The sequence below is a fragment of the Actinomadura rubrisoli genome (assembly GCF_004349215.1).
GTDB classification, from domain to species: domain Bacteria; phylum Actinomycetota; class Actinomycetes; order Streptosporangiales; family Streptosporangiaceae; genus Spirillospora; species Spirillospora rubrisoli.
Map to the genome: position 1 here is coordinate 1 of NZ_SMKU01000016.1, position 19,248 is coordinate 19,248.

A 19,248-nucleotide genomic window follows, 5' to 3' on the forward strand; every position below is an offset into this window, starting at 1 on the left:
GTGTCGGGTGGGGCCTGGGCGGCGGGGCCTTCTCTGCCCACCGGGTCGCCGGCCTCTTCGACGGCCTTGCGACTGGGGTCTCCTACCTGAGCGCGGGGAACTCGGCGATCACCGCGCTCACCAAGCGGATAGCCCATGACGGCGACCTGGTCCTGCCGATCCCACGGGCGTTACTGGAGCGGCCCGGCCTCTACAGCGCGGCCGTCATCGTGGCGACCGGGATCGTCGCGCTCCTGATCTGGTGGCGAATCGCCGGCGGGGTCCGTGCCGCGCTCGCGCTGCCCGGTCCTCTGGACATCCGCCCGGCGGCGGCGTTCGCCATCGCGTGCGTCGTGGTTTCGCCTGTGCAGTACCCGTGGTACGACGCTGCGTTCCTCCCGTTGCTTGCGTTGCTCCGCCCGAGCCTCTTCGACGAGGTGCTGACGGTCCGCATCGCACTGTTGAGCTGCGTGCTCCTGCCGGGCATCGGCACCGTTCCGGCCCAGTACGACGCCGTCCGCATCATCGTGGCGGTCTCCTTCATAGCGCTGGCCGTGCTGTGCGCCGGCCCTCTTTCCCGAGCGGGAAGGTTCTTGCGGACGGAGCGATGAGTTTTGGGGGCGGGGACGGTCTGAGTACTCGTCGGCGCCCGGGAGTCGGGGTCGATTCGATGTGTCGTGAGCCCTCGACGGGGGCCGCTCTGTGAAGAGGACTCGATGAACGAACAGACTATGAGGCGGCCCGCCGGGCGCGAGGGTGCGCAGGGGAAGAGCGATCGGTCGCGGTGGATCGCGCTGTACGTGCTGTGCGTCGGGATGCTGATGATCGTGCTGGACGTCACGGTGGTGAACGTGGCGCTGCCGGCGATCCAGGACGATCTCGGGTTCACGGCGTCGAGCCTGGCGTGGGTGGTCAACGCGTACCTGATCGCGTTCGGGGGGCTTTTGCTGCTCGCCGGACGGCTGGGGGATCTGGTCGGGAGGCGGCGGATCCTGTTGATCGGGCTGACCGTGTTCACGGTGGCATCGGTGTTGTGCGGAGTGGCGCAGAGCCAGGAGATGCTGGTCGCGGCCCGGTTCTTGCAGGGCGTCGGCGGGGCGCTGACGTCCGCGGTGATCCTGGGGATGATCGTGACGATGTTCCCCGAGCCTCGTGAGCAGGCGAAGGCGATCGGCGTGTACGCCTTCGTCGCCTCCGCCGGGGGCTCGGTGGGCCTGCTGGCCGGCGGTGTCCTCACCCAGTCGATCAACTGGCATTGGATCTTCTTCGTCAACGTGCCGATCGGCGTCGCGACGGCGCTGCTCGCCGTGCGCTACCTGGACAAGGACGCCGGTCTCGGGTTCGGACGGGGCGCGGACGTGCCTGGGGCGGTCCTCATCACCGCGGCGCTGATGCTGACCGTCTTCACGATCGTCAAGCCGGCCGCCGAGGACGGGTGGACGGCCGGGCGCACGCTGGGGCTGGGCGCCGTCTCGGTGCTGCTGCTCGTGGCCTTCGTCGTCCGGGAGGCGACGGCCGCCAACCCGCTGATCCCGCTGCGGATCTTCCGGTCGCGCAACGTCAGCGGCGCCAACCTGGTCCAGGCGCTGATGGTGTCGGGCATGTTCGCGATGTTCTTCCTGGGCTCGCTCTACCTGGAGCGCATCCTGCACTACGACGCCCTGGAGATCGGGCTGGGCTTCCTGCCCGTCACGATCGCGATGGGGCTCATGTCGATCCGCTTCTCCGAGCCGCTGATCACGCGGTTCGGCGCCCGCAACACGCTGTACCCGGGGCTCGTCCTGATCATGGCGGGGCTGGTCCTGTTCACCCGGGCCCCGGTCGACGGGGACTACCTGACGCACGTCCTGCCGGTGATGATCCTGCTCGGCACCGGCGCCGGGACCTGCTTCCCCGCCCTGATGACGCTCGCGATGTCCGGCGCGAAGCCGGAGGACGCCGGGCTGGCGTCCGGCCTGATCAACACCACGGCCCAGGTCGGCGCCGCGCTGGGCCTGGCCGTGCTGGCCACCCTGGCGGCCTCGCACTCCGACGGCCTGCGCGGGGAGGGCAAGTCCGCGGCGGAGGCCCTGAACGGCGGCTACCACCTGGCGTTCTGGATCGCGGCCGGCCTCGTCGTGGCCGCCATCGCCATCGGGATCGCGCTGGTGCGCGCGGTGCCCGCGTCCGATGAGAGTCCCGCCCACGCGGAGTAGGAACCGAAACGGCCCGCCCTCACGGGGCGGCGCGGACTCGTGTCGCGCCGGCTCGCGGGGCGGGCCATCGGCTATGGGGCGGCGCCGGTCAGGCGGCGGGGCGCCTCTTGGGGACGGTGCAGCCGGCCCGGTTCAGGTCGAGCGTGCTGCCGGGGGCGATGCAGTTGGCCAGGGTGTAGGTCTGCTGGGCGTAGCCGATGTTCGGACGCACCGTGACCTTGCCGGCCTCGTCGACCTCGCACGGGTTGTTGAGCGTGCAGCGGCCGCCGCTCTCGTTGATGGTGTTGTTGGCGCCGACGACCTTGCCGGTGCCGGCGTCGATGACCGGGGAGCCCGAGGTGCCGCCGATGACGTTGCACTCGGAGGTGTAGCGCAGCGAGTCCTTCCACGTCCACGCGGCCTCGCGGACGCGGTAGGCGAAGCCGTCGAGACGGCAGGAGTAGATCCGCTTCCAGTAGCCGGAGACGACCCGCAGGTCAGCGCCGCTGGTCGGGTGGTCGGTCAGGAGCTGGAGCGCCGGCGTTTTGTACGACTGCTGGATGGCGGCGTAGGTCGTGTTGAGCTTGTAGATGGCCGCGTCCGTGTCGGTCATGGTCGCGTACAGCAGCGTCGTCGCGCGCAGGGTGGCGAGCGTGCGGCTGCCGCTGGGGTCCAGCAGGCTGAACGTGCGGCTGGACGCGCGGTTGGTGATGACCTGCCCGGCGCCGGGCTGGCCGCCTTCGTAGCAGTGGCCGTTGGTCAGCACGAGCGCCGGGTCGGTGTCGGCGGCGCTCGGGGTGCGGACCAGGGAGCCCGAGCAGTTGTTGAGGGCGACGATGCCGGTGAAGTCGACCGCGACCTTGGGCGGCGCCGGCGCGGCGAGCGCCGTGGACGAGCCGGGCGCGGTCAGCGTGGCGGCGCCGATCAGTGCCGCGGTGGCGACGCCGAGAATGCGTCTGAACATGCGGGGGGTCCTCTCGCTGGGGTGGACGAGCGGGCAAGCGAACGAGGGCACACCGGTGCGGGTCTCGCGGCCGGCATGGCCCACGTTGGTGCCGAAGATCCTGGCTGCGTGATGCTAACCACGGAACCGATGCCCGAGAAGACCCGATTTGCCGGGACCTGCGGGAACGGAAGCAACCTGGCACGCATTGCCTACTTGTGCCCGGGGCGGGTGGGGGACGCCCCGGGCGCGCACCTCGGACCGCGCGGTCAGACGGACGGCTCGTACGGCTCGGCCATGGCCACGGCGATGCGGCGCGGGCCGGTGTAGGGCTCGCGGGCGTGCGCGGTGAGCATGTTGTCGATCACCAGGATGTCGTCCTGCCGCCAGTCGAATCGGACCGTGTTGGAGCGGTAGCAGGAGCGCAGGTGGTCCAGGGTGGCGGGCGGGATCGCGCCGCCGTCGCCGAAGTAGGTGTTGGTGGGCAGGTCCTCCACGTCCAGGACGGCGAGAAGGCCCTCGCGGACGTCGGTGGGCAGGGTCGTGTGGTGGAAGAACGTGGCGTGGTTGAACCACACCTCGGCCCCCGTCTCCGGGTGCCGGTGCGTGGTCTTGCGGACGGCCCGCGTCCGCAGGTGGTCGTCGCCGCGCCATTCGTACTCGATCCCGTGGTCGCGGCAGTACTCCTCCACGGCCGACCGGTCATCGGTGTTGAACGCCTGTTGCCAGGGGATGCCGAACGGCGCCTGGAAGTTCCGGACGACCATCCAGCCGCGCCGGTCGAACTCCTCGCGGACGGCCGGGTCCACGGACCGCAGGATCAGCCGCGAGTCGGCCAGCGGGGTGGCGCCCTGGGTCTCGGGCGGGCGGACGCAGCAGAAGTACAGGAACCTGGGCCAGGAGAGCTGGTAGGAGCTCTCGTTGTGGAGGAAGATCTCCTCGTCGGGCGGGTAGTCGGTGGAGGTGTAGACGTTCCCCTTGATCGCGCTGCGCGGCGACGACCGCTCGGCGTACTCCAGCGGGGGCTCGCCCGACAGGGCCTCGACGACCGGCTGGAAGCCGTCGACGCCGCCGATGGGGAAGCCGCGGAACAGGATCGCGCCGTGCTCTCTCAGCAGCCCGCGCAGGCGGGGCCGGTCGTGCTCGATCAGCTTGGTGAGGTCGGGTCCCTCGGCCTCGACCACGAACGGGAGTGCCTGTGCCATTGTCGCCGTCCTCTCAGTTCATGACGGGGCCGTTGCCCGGCCGGTGCGCCCGGGTCCGCCGGTTGTCCAGGGACACGAAGGTGCGGTGCAGCCAGCGGTCGTGGCCGTCGTAGCGGGGGGTGAACGACGCGCGCCCGTGGATGACGACGCGGTTGTCGACGAGCACCATCTCGCCGGAGGCCAGCATCAGCTCGCGCGAGGTCTCCAGGAACGCGGTCCGGAGCCGGCTCATGGCCTGCGCGGCCTCGGCGTCGAGCGCGGTGGTGGCGAAGAAGTCGACCTTGAGGTTGGGGTCGCCCGGGTCCCCGTCGAGCAGGGGGTGCCCGGCGGGCGCGGCGTCGTGGGAGGACGCCTGGAAGGACGGCGGGGGCTCGGTGGCGAAGCGCGGGCGGCCGAGGACGTCCCGGTCGTGGTCCGACAGCAGCGGGAGGGCCTCGCGGATCGAGGAGGTGATGGTCCCGCCCGTCCCGTCCTGGTCGTGGCGCAGGGAGAGCAGGCCCACGTAGTCGGGACGGTGCGGGTGGAAGGCGTTCTCCACGTGCATCTCCAGCGGGACGGAGCCGGCGTTGCTCTGCGAGCTCTCCCGTCCGAGCACGGGGACCACGTTCTGCACGAGGGCGCCCGACTTCTCCTCGCGGTAGGCGACGAGCTCGCCGAGCGTGAGCGTCACGAGCACGGCGAGGGAGGCGGGGACGGTCGCCGTCCGCTCCACGGACCCGGGGACGGTCGGGGTCGGCGGCAGGGTCGCGGTGTCCACCGGCAGGTTGCCGATCACCAGGACGCCCTCCGGGCCGGGGTCGTGGCGGTAGCGCCGGACGGTCTCCAGCAGCCGGACGGGCAGGTGGCAGCAGAGCGCCCGCGCCTCCTCCAGCCACTCCGGGTCGTCGACCAGGCCGGGCGGCGTCTTGGCCAGGCGCCCGGCCAGGTCCTCCATGACGGCGCGCTCCTGCCCGGTCAGGTCGCATCGCATCACGTCCGTGACCGGTGCGGGTTCCGTGTCGGTCCCCTGTGTCACCGTGTCCCCCCTTCGTCGTTGGCCCCCGCCGGCTGGTCGACGAGTTCGTCGATCTCCGCGCGGACCCTGTCTTCGATCTCCTGGGCGAGCTCGGCGACCGTGGGCCGCTCGAACACCACCCGGATGGGCAGGTCGATCCCGTAGTCGTCCTGGAGCTGGGCGATCAGCCTGATGGCGAGGATGGAGTGGCCGCCGCTCTGGAAGAAGCTCCTGCGGACGCCCGCGTCGTGGCCGAGCAGGTCGAACCAGATCGACGAGATGTGCTCCTCGACCTCGTTGCCCGGCGGCACCGGCGCGTCGTCCTCGGTCGCCGCCTCCGGCGCCGGGAGCGCGCTCCGGTCGACCTTGCCGTTGGCGTTGAGCGGGAGCCGGTCCAGCCGGACGAACGCCCCGGGCACCATGTACTCCGGGAGCCGTCCGGCGCAGTGCGCGACCAGCTCCTCCGCCGCCGTCTCGGAGGTGTGGTAGGCGACGAGCCGGCCGTCGCGGAAGGCCACGAACGCCTCGCGCACCCCGGGATGGGCGAGCAGCGCGGCGCGCACGTCGCCCGGCTCGACCCGGAATCCCCGGATCTTCACCTGGTCGTCCGCGCGGCCGACGAACTCCACCACGCCGTCGGCGCGGCGCCTGACGAGGTCGCCGGTCCGGTAGATCCGCGCGCCCGGCGGGCCGGACGGGTCGGGGACGAAGCGGTCGGCGGTCATGCCGGGCGCCCCCGCGTATCCGCGCGCCACGCCCGTGCCGCCGACGTACAGGTCTCCGACGACGCCGGGCGGCACCGGCCGCATCCCGCCGTCCAGGACGTGCATCGCCATGTTGGGCAGCGGACGGCCGATCGGCACGACCTCGCCGGCGAACGGCTCGGTCACGGGGTAGACGCAGGTTCCCACCGACGCCTCCGTGGGGCCGTACTCGTTCAGGACAACGGCCGCGGGCGCGAGGTCCTGGAACCGGCGCAGCAGGTCCCGGGGGAACGCCTCGCCCGCGACGACCCAGATTCCCGCCATTCCGGCGAGTTCCTTGGCGGAGACCTGGTGGAGCAGGACGTCCAGGTGGCCCGGGGTCAGCTTGACGAAGCTGAACGGCCCCGCCGGGACGACCCGCGCGCCGATCTCGTCCAGCTCCGCCGAGGCCGGCATCAGCCAGACCCGCTGCCCGGACACCAGCGGCGCCCACAGGTTCGGCACGACCAGGTCGAAGGCGACGGACGAGAAGATCGGCGCGCCGCCCGAGCCCCGGGTGGCCAGTTCCTCGGCGGCCCACAGCACGTGGTTGGCCAGCCCGCGGTGGGTGACGACCACGCCCTTGGGCGTCCCTGTCGAGCCGGAGGTGAACACGACGTAGGCCGCGCTGTCGGGGTCGGTGTGGACCCACAGCGGTTCGGTGCCATCGGGGCCGTCAGAGGATACTGTCAAGGTTCGGCCGCTCAGCCGTGCGTGGTGCGCCTCCGGTGCGAGGGTGAGCACGGCGCCGGCCTGCTCCAGCATGACGGCGGCGCGTTCGTCGGGGACGGTGGGGTCGATCGGCAGGTAGGCCGCCCCCGCCTTCCACGCCGCGAGCATGGCCACCACCATGTCGGCCGACCGTTCGGCGAGCACGCCCACCACGTCTCCGGGCCGCACGCCCTCCCGGACGAGCGCGCGGGCCGTCCGGTCGGCGGCGGCGCCGAGCCGCGCGTAGCTGAGGGTCGTGGTGCCGCAGCCGACCGCCTCCGCGTCCGGGTGGTCCGCGATCGCCGTCTCGATCAGGGCGGGCACGGTCAGGGCGGGCTCGCCGTCCGGCTCCCATGCGCGGGCGGTGTCGTTCCATCCGGAGGAGGGCTCGGCGAGCTCCTCCCCCGCCAGCAGGTCCACGGCGTCGAGCCGGGTCCCCGGGTCGTCGGCGAAGGCGGTGAGGAGCCGGACGAAGCGGTCCGCGAGCCGCTGGACGGTGTCCTCCTCGAACAGCGCGGTGGCGTACTCGAACGCGCCCGCGAGCGCGCCGTCCGGCCGCCGCCACAGGAAGAGGGTGAGGTCGGTCTTGGCGACCCGCCAGGCCCGCTGGAACGCCCCGAGCGCTGCGTCGTCGCCCGTGACGACGCTGGTCGTGCCCTCCTCCGCGAGGTCGAAGGCCGCCTGGTAGAGGGGCGTGCGGGACAGGTCGCCCGCCGAGGCCAGCTCGTCCACGAGCCGCTCGAACGGCAGGTCCTGGTGGGCGAAGGCGTCGGCGGCGACCTCCCGGACGCGTCGGACGGCGTCCTCGAAGGCGAGCCCGCCCTCCAGCCGGCACCGCAGCGTCAGGGAGTTGAGGAAGAACCCGGCGACCTGCTCCACCTCCGGGCGGGACCTGCCCGCGACCGGGGTCCCGACGGGCACGTCCCACTCGCCGCCGTGCCTGGCCAGCAGCACGGCGAACCCGGCCAGCAGCGTCATGAACGGCGTGGCGCCGCAGCGCCGGCCCAGCTCGTCCAGGCGGGCGGACAGCTCGTGGGGGATCTCGACGGCCACCCCCGCGCCGCGGCCGTCCCGGACGGGCGGGCGCGGGCGGTCGGTGGGCAGCGCCAGCGCGGGCATCCCGTCGAGGGTGCGCCGCCAGTGGTCCAGCTCGGTCTCCATGACCTCGTCGGTGAGGCGCTCGCGCTGCCAGACCGCGTAGTCCGCGTACTGCACCGGCGGGACGGGGGGAACGGGGCCGCCGGTGCACAGCGCGCGGATCTCCCGTTCGAGGATGACGGTCGTCCAGCCGTCGGACGCGATGTGATGCGTCGTCACCAGCAGGACGTGGTCCTCGCCGGGGATCCGGACCAGGAGCGCCCGCCACAGGGGGCCGTTCTCCAGGTCGAAGCCCCGCTCGAACTGCTCGCCGAAGAGCCGCTCCAGGTCCCCGGCGGCGGCGTCCTCGACGCGCAGCTCGACGGGTCCGGGCTCGACCACGGTCTGGAGGGGCTCGCCGCCCTGCTCGGCGTAGCGGGTCCGCAGCGCCTCGTGCCGCTCCTCGACGGTCGCCAGCGCGTCCTGGACGGTGGCCTCGGCCGTGTCCGCGGGCAGCCGGAGGAAGAGCGGGGCCACCCATTCGCGGCTGCCGGGGCTCATCCGGTCCAGGAACCACAGCCGGTGCTGGCCGGACGAGAGGGGCAGCGGCGCGTCGCGCGGCACCGGGCGGATCGCGGGGACCCGCTCGCCCGCGCCGTCCAGCAGCGCGGCCTGCTCCTCCACGGTGGACGCGGCGAACAGCCCGCGCAGCACCACCTGCCCGTCCCCGGACTTGGGCAGCCTGCCCGCGAGCCGGGTCAGCAGCAGCGACGAGCCGCCGAGCGCGAAGAAGTCGTCGTGGACGCCGATCCCGTCCATGCCCAGCAGGTCCTGCCAGACCTCGGCGACGGTCCGCTCGGCGGCGGTGCGCGGCGCGACGTAGGCGGGACGCTCGGGCGCCTTGCTCGCGGCGGCGTCGAGCAGCGCGTTCCGGTCGACCTTCCCGCTGGCGGTGCGGGGGAAGTCCTCGACCGTGACGAACGCCGAGGGCACGTGGGTCTCCGGGAGCCGCTCGGACAGGTAGGCGCGCAGCCCGGCGGCGGGGGCGCCCGTCCCGCGCAGGAACGCCAGCAGGCGGCCGGTCTCGCCGGGCCCGGACCGCGCCGCGACCACGACGCCGTTGACCTCCGGGTGGCCCGCGAGGACGGCCTCGATCTCGGCGGGCTCGATCCGCACGCCGTTGACCTTGACCTGGTCGTCGAGCCGCCCCAGGTACTCAAGGGCCCCGTCCTCGCGCCACCTGACCCGGTCGCCGGTGCGGTAGAGCCGCTCGCCCTCGGCGCCGTAGGGGTCGGGGACGAAGCGCTCGGCGGTCTGCCGGGGGCGCCCGAGGTAGCCGCGCGCGACGGCGGGCCCGCCCGCGAACAGCTCGCCGGGCACGCCGACCGGGGCGAGCGCGCCGTGCTCGTCCATCACCCGGACGCGCAGCCCGGTGATCGGACGGCCGATCGGCACCGGACCGGTGTCGCGGTCCGGGTCCCACTGGTGCGCGGTGATGTCGATCGCGCACTCGGTAGGCCCGTAGGTGTTCCACAGGTCCGCGTCCAGGTGCGCGGTGAGCCGGGCGGCCAGGCCGCCGTGCAGCGCCTCCCCCGCGCTGAACAGCAGCCGGAGCGAGGTGCACTTGGTCCAGCGCGGCTGCTCGACGAGCGCCGCGTAGACCGAGGGCACTGCCTGGAGCACGGTGACCTTGTGCCGGGCGGCCGCCGCGACCAGCGCGGCGGGGTCGCGTTCGGCGCCGATCGGGGCGAGCACGACCGTGCCGCCGCTCACCAGCGGCGCGAAGAACTCCCAGACGGCGGCGTCGAACCCGAGCGAGGTCTTCTGCAGCACTCGGTCGGCGGGGCCGAGGCCGTGCCGTTCGACCGTCCAACCGACCCGGTTGGCGATCCCGGCGTGGGTGACCACGACGCCCTTGGGCAGGCCGGTCGAGCCCGAGGTGTAGATCGCGTAGGCGGCGTCCGCGCCGGACACGGCGACGGCCTCGAACGGCCCGGCGTCCGCCGGGGTGCCCCGCCGCGCCGGGACGGTGCCGTCCGGGCGGACGACGAAGGGGGTCGCCGCGCCCTGGGGCAGGCCATCGGCCAGCGCCTTCTCGGTGAGCAGCACCTTGGTCCCGGTGTCCTCCAGGATCAGCCGGATCCGCTCGGCCGGGTAGGCGGGGTCGATCGGCACGTACGCCGCGCCCGCCCGCCACACCGCCAGCAGCGCGGTCACCAGGCCGATCCGCCGGTGCATGCAGACCGCCACGAAGGCCCCGGGGCCGGCGCCGAGCTCGCGCAGCCGGCCGGCGAGCCGGTCGGCCCGCGCGTTCAGATCGGCGTAGCTCAGCGTGCGCTTCCCCTCGACCACCGCCACGGCGTCGGGCGTCCGCCCGGCCTGCCGGGCGACGAGTTCGGGCAACAGCTGGTCCATGGTGCTCCTTGGACGGGGTCAGGTCAGGTCTGTTCGACGAGCGGCGCGGACGGCTCCCACGGCGGCGCCTTCCACAGGTGGGAGATCTCGCCGAAGTGGGCGGTGACCCACTCGTCGTTGTAGATCGTCCCGAGGTAGCGGTCGCCGCCGTCCGGGAAGATCAGCACGCAGCTGGAACCCGGCGGGATCGCGTCGTCTGCGGTGAGCCGCTCCAGCGCGGCGACGGTGGCGCCCGAGGAGCCGCCGGCCAGGATCGCCTCGCGCGTCACCAGCCTGCGGCAGGCGACCACGCACTCCTGGTCGGTGACGTGGACGACGGTGTCGGCGGCGGAGGTGTCGACGAGCGCCGACCGCACGGACGCGCCGTGGCCCGGGATCAGCCGCCGGACCGGCGGGACGGGCTCGTCCGGCTCGACGAAGATCGCGCTGCCCAGGGCGTCCACGCCGACGATCGTGGTGGGCAGCCCGTTGGCGCGGGCGTGGTCGGAGCAGCCGCGCAGCGTGCCGAACGTGCTCGTCGTGCAGAACAGGTAGTCGGGCGGGCCGTCCAGCGTGCGGAGGATCTCCGACATCGTCTGCCCGTGGGCCCGGGGGTTGAGGGGGTTGGCGTACTGGTTCGGCCAGTACGCGCCCGGCAGTTCGGCCAGCAGCTCCCGGACGCGCCGCAGGCGCACCGGGAGGAACTCGCCGGTCGCCGGGTCGCCCTCGGTGACCACCTCCACCTCGGTGCCGTAGGCGCGCATGATCTCCAGGTTCTGCGCGGTGGTCTTGGCGTCCACCACGCAGATGAACCGCAGCCCGTGGTAGCGGCAGATCTGGGCGAGCCCCACCGCGAGGTTCCCCGAGCTCGACTCGACCACGATCGAGCCCGGCGGCAGCGCGCCGCTCTCGATCCGTCCGCGCAGCATGTTCAGGGCCGTCCGGTCCTTGATGCTGCCACCGGGATTGAAGCGTTCGAGTTTGGCGAATATCCGGTACTTCGGCTCCGGCAGCAGCCTTGTGAGCTCCACCAGCGGAGTCCCGCCGATCGTGGACAGGATCCCGGTCAGGCCGGAAAGAGCCACCACTTCCCCCCCGAATTCCGTGCCGCGCGCACGCGGCACGAAACTGATTCGCAACAGTTCTGTTCCATGTCGGATGTCCTCATCCGCTGCCGAGCGCCAGCAGGCTCGCTATCTCGCCGGCGTCCTCGGCGAGCGGGACCCGCCCCACCTCGGCGGCCGGATCGTCCACGCTCACCCGGACGAACCGGAGGAAGCGCTCCAGCAGCCGCGTGACGGCCTCGCCGGTGAACAGGTCCACGTCGTAGCGGAAGGCCACCGAGAGCCCGCCGGTGGACTGGCCGATCTCCACGGTCAGGTCGGTCTGCCCCTCCAGCCTCGGCAGGTCCAGCACGGCGATCCGGTGGCCGGCGTGCTCCATCCACTCCCCGGACGCCGCCAGGTCCAGCAGCGGGTCGCCCCGGCCGCCGACCATCGTGATGCCGATGCGCAGCGCCGGTGCGCGTCCCGGCTTGCCCGCCTCCCCGCCGCCCTCCATCAGGGCGAACGGGAAGCGGGCGCGCCGGGACGCGGCGCCGAGTCGGGCGGCGGCCGCGGCCGCGACCTCCTCGAACGTGGTGGACGGGGCCAGTCCCGAGCGCAGCGGCACGGTGTTGACCAGCAGCCCGACCAGATCGCGGGTCGCGAGGCTGCGCCGCAGCGTGGTCGGGCACCCGATGAGCAGGTCACCGCCCGCGACGTAGCGGTGGACGAGCGCCTGGAACGCGCCGAGCGTCAGCGCGAACGGGGTGATCCCGCGAGTGCGCGCGGCCTCCCGCACGCGGTCCGCGAGGTCGTCGTCGAGGCGGCGGTCGACCGTGCTGCCGCGGAAGCCCGGCGTGTCCGGCCGGGGCCGGGACGTGGGCAGCTCGGCGGGCCGCGCTCCCGCGCACTCGTCCCGCCAGTAGCCGGCAAGCTCGGCGCCGCGCTCGGAGCCGAGCATCTCCCGCTCCGCGCGGACGAAGTCGTCGTAGGTCGAGCGGAGCGCCGGCAGCGCCGGCGCGTCCCCCGCGATCCTGGCCCGGTAGAACTCCAGCAGGTCCCGCCAGATGATCCGCTGCGAGGTGGCGTCCCCCGCGATGTGGTGGCAGACCAGCACGAGCACGGCGTCCGCCGGGCGGCGCAGCAGGACGGCGCGCAGCGGCCCGCGGCCTTCGAGGTCGAGCGGCTCGGCCGCGATGGCGCGCACGGACCGGCGCAGCGCCGTCCGCGGATCGCCGCCGCCGGGCACGTCCCGGACCTCCAGGTCGACCAGGCCGGGGTCGCGGACCTCCCGGACCGCGTGCCCCGGGCCGTCGTGGAACCGGGAGCGCAGCAGGTCGTGCCGGGACGCGAGGTCCCGCAGCGCCGCGCGCAGCGCCGCCTCGTCCGGCGCGGGCCGGAAGGCCAGGCCGTCGGCGTCGTTGTAGGCGGCGCTGTCCGGCGCGACCCGGTACAGCGTCCAGAGCGACTCCTGGCCGACTGAGAGCGCGAGCACGGTCAGGAGACCCGTTCGGCCACGAACTCGGCCAGATCGTCGACGCCCAGGATGTTCGCCAGCTCCTCGTCGGGCACGACGACGCCGAAGGCGGCCTCGGCGTCGGTGAACAGGTCCACCCGGCCGAGGGAGTCCATGCCCAGCTCCTCGAAGGTGGTGGTCGGGGTGATGTCGGCCTCCAGCTCGGGCATGAGGTGGCGGATCAGCTTGTCGATCTGCGCGACGATTTCCTCGCGTGGCATCGCAGGGTCCTTTCGTGTCGGGAACCGGGACGGTCAGGGCATGCGGACGACCTGGCCCGCGTAGGTGAGGCCGGCGCCGAAGCCGAGCAGCAGCACCCGGTCGCCGGGCTGGGCGCGCCCGCTCTCGTGCAGGCGTCCGAAGGCGAGCGGGATCGAGGCCCCTGATGTGTTGCCCATCTCGATCACGTCGCGCGAGACGCGCTCGGCGGGGATCCCGGTGAGCCGGATGAGCGTGTCGATGATCCGCAGGTTGGCCTGGTGCGGAATGAACCAGTCGATCTCCGCCAGCGAGGTCCCGGCCCGCTCGCAGGCGAGCGCCGCGACCTTCGGCATCGTGCTGGTGGACCACTTGTAGACGGCGGGACCGTTCATGAAGATGGCCTCGTCGCCGTTCTCCGGCAGTGTCTCCAGCGCCGTGGCGCGGGCGCCGTCGCTGCCCCACACGACCGGGCCGATGGACTGCTCGACGTCGCGGGACACCACGACGGCGCCCGCCCCGTCCCCGAAGATGGCGTAGGTGTCGGCGCGGTCCGGGTTGATCATCCCACTGGTCTGGTCGGCGCCGATGACCAGCACGTTGCGCGCGTCGCCGACCTTCACCGCATTGGACGCCTGCGCCAGCGCGTACGCGAAGCCCGCGCAGACGGCGTTGACGTCGAACGCCCCCGCCGCGGGCAGCCCGATGCGGAAGGCGACCTGCGCCGCCGCGCCGGGGATGCGCTGGTGCCGCGTCGCGGTGGCCAGCACGACCAGATCGATCTCGGCCGGGTCGACGCTCGCGGCGGCGATCGCCTTCTTCCCGGCCTCGACGGCCATCGCCGCCACGTCCTCGTCCTCGCCGGAGAAGTGACGGGTGCGGATGCCGGTGCGCTCCTCGATCCACTCGGGGGTCACCGACGTCCGCCCCGACAGTTCCTCGTTGCCGACCATCCGGGCCGGCAGGTACGTCCCGACACCGGTAATGGCTGAGCCCTGAATTCCCGTCATGGATCGATAATGTGAAACCCGGCTATACCGCTTCTATATCGCCCTCATGAATTATAGAGAATGTATAGCCGGGTTCCTCAGGCTGCGGCTGACGGAACTGGGGGGCGACATCATGCTGGACGCCGACGGCTATGACCGGCTGGCAGCGGAGTACGGCACCCCGCTGTACGTCTACGACGGCGAGGTCCTCGCCGGCGCGCTCGACCGGCTGCACAGGGCGCTGCCGGACGGCATGGAGGTCTTCTACTCGCTGAAGGCGAACCCGAACCTGGGCGTGTGCGCGCTGCTGGCGGCGCACGGCGCCAGGGCCGAGGTGTCGTCGCTGGTGGAGCTGATGACGGCCGTGCGCGCCGGGGTGGCACCGGACGACATCGTCTTCCTCGGCCCGGGCAAGAGCCCGGCCGAGCTGACGGCGTGCGTGGCGACCGGCATCTGGGCGGTCGTGGTCGAGTCCTTCCAGGAGCTGGACGAGCTGGACCGCGTCGCCGCCGCGGCGAACACCCGCCAGCGCGTCCTGCTGCGGGTCAACCCCTCGACCAGTGCCGGACGGTCCGGGCTGACCATGGGCGGCAAGCCGCGCCAGTTCGGCATCGACGAGAAGGCGCTGCTGGAGGCCGGGCCGCTCGGGGACCGGCATCCCCATCTGGAGCTGGCCGGCATCCACGCCTACCTCGGCACCCGGATCCTGGACGCGGGCACGGTCGTCGCCAACACCGCGCTGGTGCTGGACATGGCCGAGCGGATCGCCAAGGCCACCGGCATCGGGCTTGAGGCCGTGGACGTCGGCGGCGGCCTGGGCGTCGCCTACTTCGACGGCGAGGCCGATCCCGACCTCGACGCGCTGCGCGAGGGCATGGCGGGCGCCGTCGCGCCGTTCCGCGCCCGCCACCCGGGGACGCGGCTGCTGTTCGAGACGGGCCGCTTCCTCGCCGCCCTGGCCGGGACGTACGTCGTCCGCGTCCGGTACGTGAAGGACTCGATGGGCAAGCGGTTCGCGGTCACCGACGGCGGAACCCACCACCACATGGCCGCGGTCGGCCTCGGCTCGTACGTCAAGCGCAACTTCCCCGTGCGGCTCCTCAGCCGTCCCGGCGCGCCCGCCGACGGCCCGTGGCAGCTCACCGGGCCCCTGTGCACGCCGCACGACCTGATCGCCAAGGACGTCCCGCTGCCCGATCCGGCCCCCGGCGACCTGGTGGGGATCGAGCGGTCGGGGGCCTACGGGCCGACCGCCTCCCCCGGCCTGTTCCTCAGCCACGGGTTCCCCGCCGAGGTGCTGGTCCACGAGGGCACCGCCCACCTGGTCCGCGTCCGGGACGAGCCCGCGGACCTGCTGGACAGGCAACGCCTGCCGCTTCCCTTCGAGAAGGAGAGACCATGGAGCCGACAGCGGCCCTCGACCAGATCGCCATCGTCGTGAAGAAGGTGGCGCCCCACGAGAGCGCCGACATGACGGCCTCGACGCGGCTCGTGGAGGACCTCGGCCTGGACTCCACCGGGATCCTGGAGCTGCTGATGGAGCTGGAGCAGTCCATCGGGTTCGAGGTCGACGTGGACGAGCTGGAGCCGTCGGCGTTCCAGACGCTGGGCAGCCTGGCCGGGTACGTGGCGAACGCGACCGGGGCGGGCTGAGCGTGGCGTCCCCGGAGCGGGCGCGCGCGGCGGCCCGCGCGGACGGCCTCGCCGCCGGACTGCGGTGCATGCTCGGCGCCGGGCGGCCGGTCCCCTGCTCGGCGCGCGGACGCGCCGTCCTGCCCTCGGGGTGGGCCGAGGCGGTGCCCGCCTGGCGCTTCCCCGGCCGCGCCGGGACCCGCGAGGCCGCCCGGATCCGGCGGCTCCCCCACCGGCTGGCCGCCGCCGAGGACCTGGAACTGGTCGAGGTCACCGCGGCGGGCGACACCCCTGCCGCCGCGTCGCCGGACGGTGGCGGACTGGAGAGTGGCGGGCCGGCCGGTGGCGGGCTGGACGCCGCGGCCGCGCTCGACCTGGCGGGCGTGCGGATCGGGGTGGCCGAGGCCGCGCTCGACCGCGCCACCGCCTACCTGGGCGAGCGGCTGTCGGACGGGTCGCAGCTCATCAGGCGCCAGCTCGTGCAGGGATCGGTCGCCGACGCCGCCACGGAGCTGGAGCTGTGCGCCGCCGACCGGAGCGGCTCGGCCGACGTCCACCGGAGGCTGTCGGAGGTGGAGTGGTCGATCGCGTGCCTGTTCGGCGGCGGCGGCTACCTGCTCGACGGCCCAGCCCGGCCCCTGCACCTGGCCCGCCTGGTCGCCGACACGTGGGCGGCCCCGGCCGACCCCGGCAGATGGGGGTGAGCGGATGGGAACGAGCGGATGGGGGGCGAGCATGGAACTCGACGACGACCTGCTGAAGATCCGGGACACCGCCCGGGAGTACGCCGCCGACCTGCGGGAGCGCGCCCTGGCCGTGGACGCGGCCCCGCTGGACCTGGAGCCGCACCTGCGCAGCCCCGGGCTCGGGCTCGTCCGGGACCTGCTCGGCGAGCCGCGGCGCGTCCGGCGGGTCACGGTCGCGTTGCTCGAACTGGCGCGCGGCGACGCCGGGATGGTGCTCGCCGCCCCCGGGCCCGCGCTGGCCGGAGTCGTGGTCGGCCTGCTCGGCGGGCCCGCGCACGCCCGGCGCCTCGCCGAGGCCGTGCGGGACGGGCGGACCTGGGCCTTCATGGCGATCACCGAGCCGGACGCGGGCAGCGACGCCGCGCGGCTCCAGGCGCGGCTGCGCGCGGACGGGGACGGCGGCTACCTGCTGTCCGGCTGCAAGCGCTACATCGGCAACGGGGCCAGGGGCGGGATCGGCGTGGTGTTCGCCAGGACCGGGACCTCGCCGCTGTCGATCCGCGCCGCGCTGGTCGAGGCGCCCTCCCCCGGCCTGTCCGCCGTCCCGCTCGGGGCCGTCGGGCTCCGCGGCGCCGGGATCAGCGAGATGGTCTTCGTGGACGTCCCCGTGCCGGGCGACGCGCTGCTCGGCGGGCACCTGCCCGCCACGGGGCGCGGGCTGCTGGGCGCGGTGAAGGCGTTCAACATCGTCCGCGTCTACGTGGCCGCGATGGCGATCGGCACGGCGGCGGCCGTCCACGACGTGGTGCTGGCCGAGGCCGGGCCGTCCGCCGCGCTGGAGAGCGCGGAGGCCCGCATCGACGCGGCGCGGCGGCTGGTCCTGCGCGCGGCCGCCGACGTGGAGGCCGACACGGGCGACGGCTACCGGGCGTCCGTCGCCAAGCTCGCGGCGGTGGCGCTGGCCAGGAAGGTCTGCGACCGGCTGCCCGAGCTGCTCGGGCCCGGGGCGCTGCTCGACCATCCGCTGCTGGAGAAGTGGTGGCGGGACGCGGCGGCGCTGGAGTTCATGGAGGGGACCTCGCACATCCAGCGGCTCAACGTGGCCCACCGCAGGCAGCGCGGCGGGGCCGCGGCGGCGCGGGAGGCCGGGGTTGGCTGAGACGACGCTCGTCGAGACCGCGGCGCATCTCGCCGACGAGAGCCTGCCGCTGGAGAAGATCGCCGCGGAGATCGGCCTCACCGACCGCGAGGTGCGGCGCTACCGCCGCTTCTTCGGGCTGGAGGGCGTCCGCTGGAGCCCCGGCCGCGAGGTCGCGGACCTCCTGCTGGCCGCCGGGCGGGGCCTCGCCGCGCTGCCCGGGAACGAGCACCGGGTCCGGTTCGTGATCCACGCCCGCACGCTGGAGGCCACCGGCCCCTACTCCGGCGGCCCGCTGCGCCGGGTGACCGCCGCGCTGGGCCTGGAGCACGCGACGGCCTTCGCGGTGAGCCAGCACGCCTGCGCGTCCGGGCTGCTCGCGGTGGACCTCGCCGGACGGCTGCTGGCCGACTGCGGCGACCCCGCCGCCCTCGCGCTGGTGCTCACGGGCGAGAAGACCTATCCGCACGTCACCCGCTACATCCCCGCCACCACGGTGATGGGCGAGGCGTCCGCCGCCTGCCTGGTCGGCCAGGGCGGGGACCGCGACCGGCTCCTGTCCTACGCCACGGTCACGCTCGGCGAGTTCCACCAGATGACCGGGCGGGACGGGGACGCGGCGGCGGCCTTCGAGAAGGCGTACCCGGAGACGCTCGCCGGCCTGATCCGCACCGCGGTCGGCCGGGCGGGCCTGGACCTGGACGACATCCGGGTGATCCTCCCGCACAACGTCAACCGGATCTCCTGGGTCCGGACGTGCCGGTCGACGGGGCTGCCGCTGGAACGCCTGTGGCTGGACAACGTCCCGGTCACCGGCCACTGCTTCTGCGCCGATCCGTTCATCAACCTCGCAGGCGCCGTCCAGGACGGGACGCTGCGGCCCGGCGACCACTACCTGATGGTCAGCGTCGGTCTCGGAGCCACGTTCTCGGCGATGGTCCTGCGGCACTGAAGGGGTTCTCCTTGCCCGTCTTGCTCCGTGACCGCCCACTGCGGCTGGCCGCCGTCCGGCACGTCCGATTCGGGGCGAACCCGGAGCGGCCCGAGCTGTCCGTGCAGGCCGAGTACTTCGCCGAGCGCCTGACGGGCTACGGTGCGGTGACCGCGCCCGCCCGCCCGCCGCGCGGCAACCGGAACGGCTACGCGCGGATGGGCGAGCGGCTGCTGGCCGAGCTGCCCGGCGCCCCCGACCTCGTCGTCCTCGCGCACGCGCTACCCGACTGCGACATGAGCGTCTCGGCGGGCGGCTACCTCGCCCAGGCCCTCGACGGCGATCCGACGATCTTCGCGGTCTCCGAGCAGGGCCGGGGCACCCCCTTCGCCGCGCTGCGGCTCGTCCGCGCGCACACACCGGCCGGTGCGGAGGACGGGCCCCGGACCATGGCGGTGCTGGTCCTCGACCAGGGCACCCTGTTCTACGACGACCCCGCGCTGAGCGGCCTGGACACCGCGACCGACCACGCCGTCGGCCTGCTGTTCACCCCGGACGGTCCCGTCCGCGTCGGCCCGCCCGTCCAGCACCACGCGGTGGCGCCCGAGCGGGTCGCCGACCTGGTCGCCGAGGCCGTCCGCGAGCTGGGCCCGGGCCCGGTGACCGTGACGGCCGGGGCGTGCCTGCCGCGCGGCCTGCCCGGCACCGTCCGGCGCGCGCCCGCCGACCGCCTGTGCACCTCGGTCTGGAGCGACCTGGCGGAGCAGCTCGCCAAGCCCTGCCCCGCCGACCGGACGATCCTCGTCGCCGAGTACGAGCCCGCCCTCGGGCACCTGTCCCTGACGGCCTGCGACGTGCCGGCCGGACATGTCTGCTGAAGGTCTGCCGAAGATCC

16 protein-coding genes are annotated in these 19,248 nt (G+C 73.8%); 8 read left to right on the forward strand and 8 right to left on the reverse strand.

Annotation, left to right across the window (positions count from 1 at the left end):
• Both E1298_RS47760 and E1298_RS06055 read left to right on the forward strand, forming a co-directional pair.
• On the forward strand, positions 1–590 hold a 590-nt coding region (locus tag E1298_RS47760), incomplete at its 5' end, for a hypothetical protein (RefSeq protein ID WP_207944469.1).
• Between the two features lie 105 nt (positions 591–695).
• On the forward strand, positions 696–2,174 hold the full coding sequence (locus E1298_RS06055; protein ID WP_243725416.1) for a DHA2 family efflux MFS transporter permease subunit: 1,479 nt from the start codon (positions 696–698) through the stop codon (positions 2,172–2,174).
• Positions 2,175–2,262: 88 nt separating this feature from the next.
• On the opposite strand, the gene E1298_RS06060 is transcribed toward E1298_RS06055, so the two are convergent.
• From E1298_RS06060 to E1298_RS06095, 8 genes are all read right to left on the reverse strand, one after another.
• The gene (locus E1298_RS06060) at positions 2,263–3,117 is read right to left on the reverse strand and encodes a S1 family peptidase (RefSeq protein WP_131889792.1); all 855 of its coding nucleotides are present in this window, start codon (positions 3,115–3,117) and stop codon (positions 2,263–2,265) included.
• 248 nt (positions 3,118–3,365) lie between these two features.
• Entirely contained in the window at positions 3,366–4,301 is a 936-nt protein-coding gene (locus E1298_RS06065) for a TauD/TfdA family dioxygenase (protein ID WP_131889794.1), read from the reverse strand.
• A gap of 13 nt (positions 4,302–4,314) precedes the next feature.
• Positions 4,315–5,316: a TauD/TfdA family dioxygenase gene (locus E1298_RS51125; protein WP_207944470.1), complete on the reverse strand. Its 1,002-nt coding sequence runs from the start codon at positions 5,314–5,316 to the stop codon at positions 4,315–4,317.
• Positions 5,313–10,241, reverse strand: coding sequence for a non-ribosomal peptide synthetase (locus tag E1298_RS06075; protein WP_131889796.1), 4,929 nt, complete (start codon positions 10,239–10,241; stop codon positions 5,313–5,315). The genes E1298_RS51125 and E1298_RS06075 overlap by 4 nt, the downstream gene beginning before the upstream one ends.
• Positions 10,242–10,264: 23 nt before the next feature.
• On the reverse strand, positions 10,265–11,305 hold the full coding sequence (sbnA, locus tag E1298_RS06080; protein ID WP_243725417.1) for a 2,3-diaminopropionate biosynthesis protein SbnA: 1,041 nt from the start codon (positions 11,303–11,305) through the stop codon (positions 10,265–10,267).
• 79 nt (positions 11,306–11,384) lie between these two features.
• Positions 11,385–12,758 carry a condensation domain-containing protein gene (locus E1298_RS06085; RefSeq protein WP_165975324.1) on the reverse strand — a complete coding sequence of 458 codons (1,374 nt, stop codon included), beginning with the start codon at positions 12,756–12,758 and terminating at the stop codon, positions 11,385–11,387.
• Between the two features lie 2 nt (positions 12,759–12,760).
• Complete coding sequence (locus tag E1298_RS06090) at positions 12,761–13,000, reverse strand: acyl carrier protein (RefSeq protein ID WP_131889798.1); 240 nt, start codon at positions 12,998–13,000, stop codon at positions 12,761–12,763.
• Positions 13,001–13,033: 33 nt separating this feature from the next.
• Positions 13,034–13,987, reverse strand: coding sequence for a beta-ketoacyl-ACP synthase III (locus tag E1298_RS06095; RefSeq protein ID WP_131889800.1), 954 nt, complete (start codon positions 13,985–13,987; stop codon positions 13,034–13,036).
• A gap of 46 nt (positions 13,988–14,033) precedes the next feature.
• Between E1298_RS06095 and E1298_RS06100 the strand changes: the two genes are divergently transcribed.
• Genes E1298_RS06100 through E1298_RS06125 form a run of 6 tightly spaced genes read left to right on the forward strand, consistent with a single transcriptional unit; the run spans position 14,034 to position 19,231 of the window.
• A complete protein-coding gene (locus E1298_RS06100; protein WP_243725418.1) occupies positions 14,034–15,407 on the forward strand; it encodes a type III PLP-dependent enzyme in 1,374 nt (457 codons plus the stop codon).
• Positions 15,365–15,619 (forward strand): acyl carrier protein, encoded by a 255-nt coding sequence (locus E1298_RS06105; RefSeq protein WP_131889802.1) that lies wholly within the window; start codon positions 15,365–15,367, stop codon positions 15,617–15,619. The genes E1298_RS06100 and E1298_RS06105 overlap by 43 nt, the downstream gene beginning before the upstream one ends.
• Before the next feature lie 2 nt (positions 15,620–15,621).
• Entirely contained in the window at positions 15,622–16,302 is a 681-nt protein-coding gene (locus tag E1298_RS06110; protein ID WP_131889804.1) for an acyl-CoA dehydrogenase family protein, read from the forward strand.
• 31 nt (positions 16,303–16,333) lie between these two features.
• The gene (locus E1298_RS06115) at positions 16,334–17,443 is read left to right on the forward strand and encodes an acyl-CoA dehydrogenase family protein (protein ID WP_131889806.1); all 1,110 of its coding nucleotides are present in this window, start codon (positions 16,334–16,336) and stop codon (positions 17,441–17,443) included.
• Positions 17,436–18,374 (forward strand): 3-oxoacyl-[acyl-carrier-protein] synthase III C-terminal domain-containing protein, encoded by a 939-nt coding sequence (locus tag E1298_RS06120; protein ID WP_131889808.1) that lies wholly within the window; start codon positions 17,436–17,438, stop codon positions 18,372–18,374. Before E1298_RS06115 ends, E1298_RS06120 begins: the two co-directional genes overlap by 8 nt.
• Positions 18,375–18,385: 11 nt before the next feature.
• Positions 18,386–19,231 (forward strand): hypothetical protein, encoded by an 846-nt coding sequence (locus tag E1298_RS06125; RefSeq protein ID WP_131889810.1) that lies wholly within the window; start codon positions 18,386–18,388, stop codon positions 19,229–19,231.
• Positions 19,232–19,248: the final 17 nt, after the last annotated feature.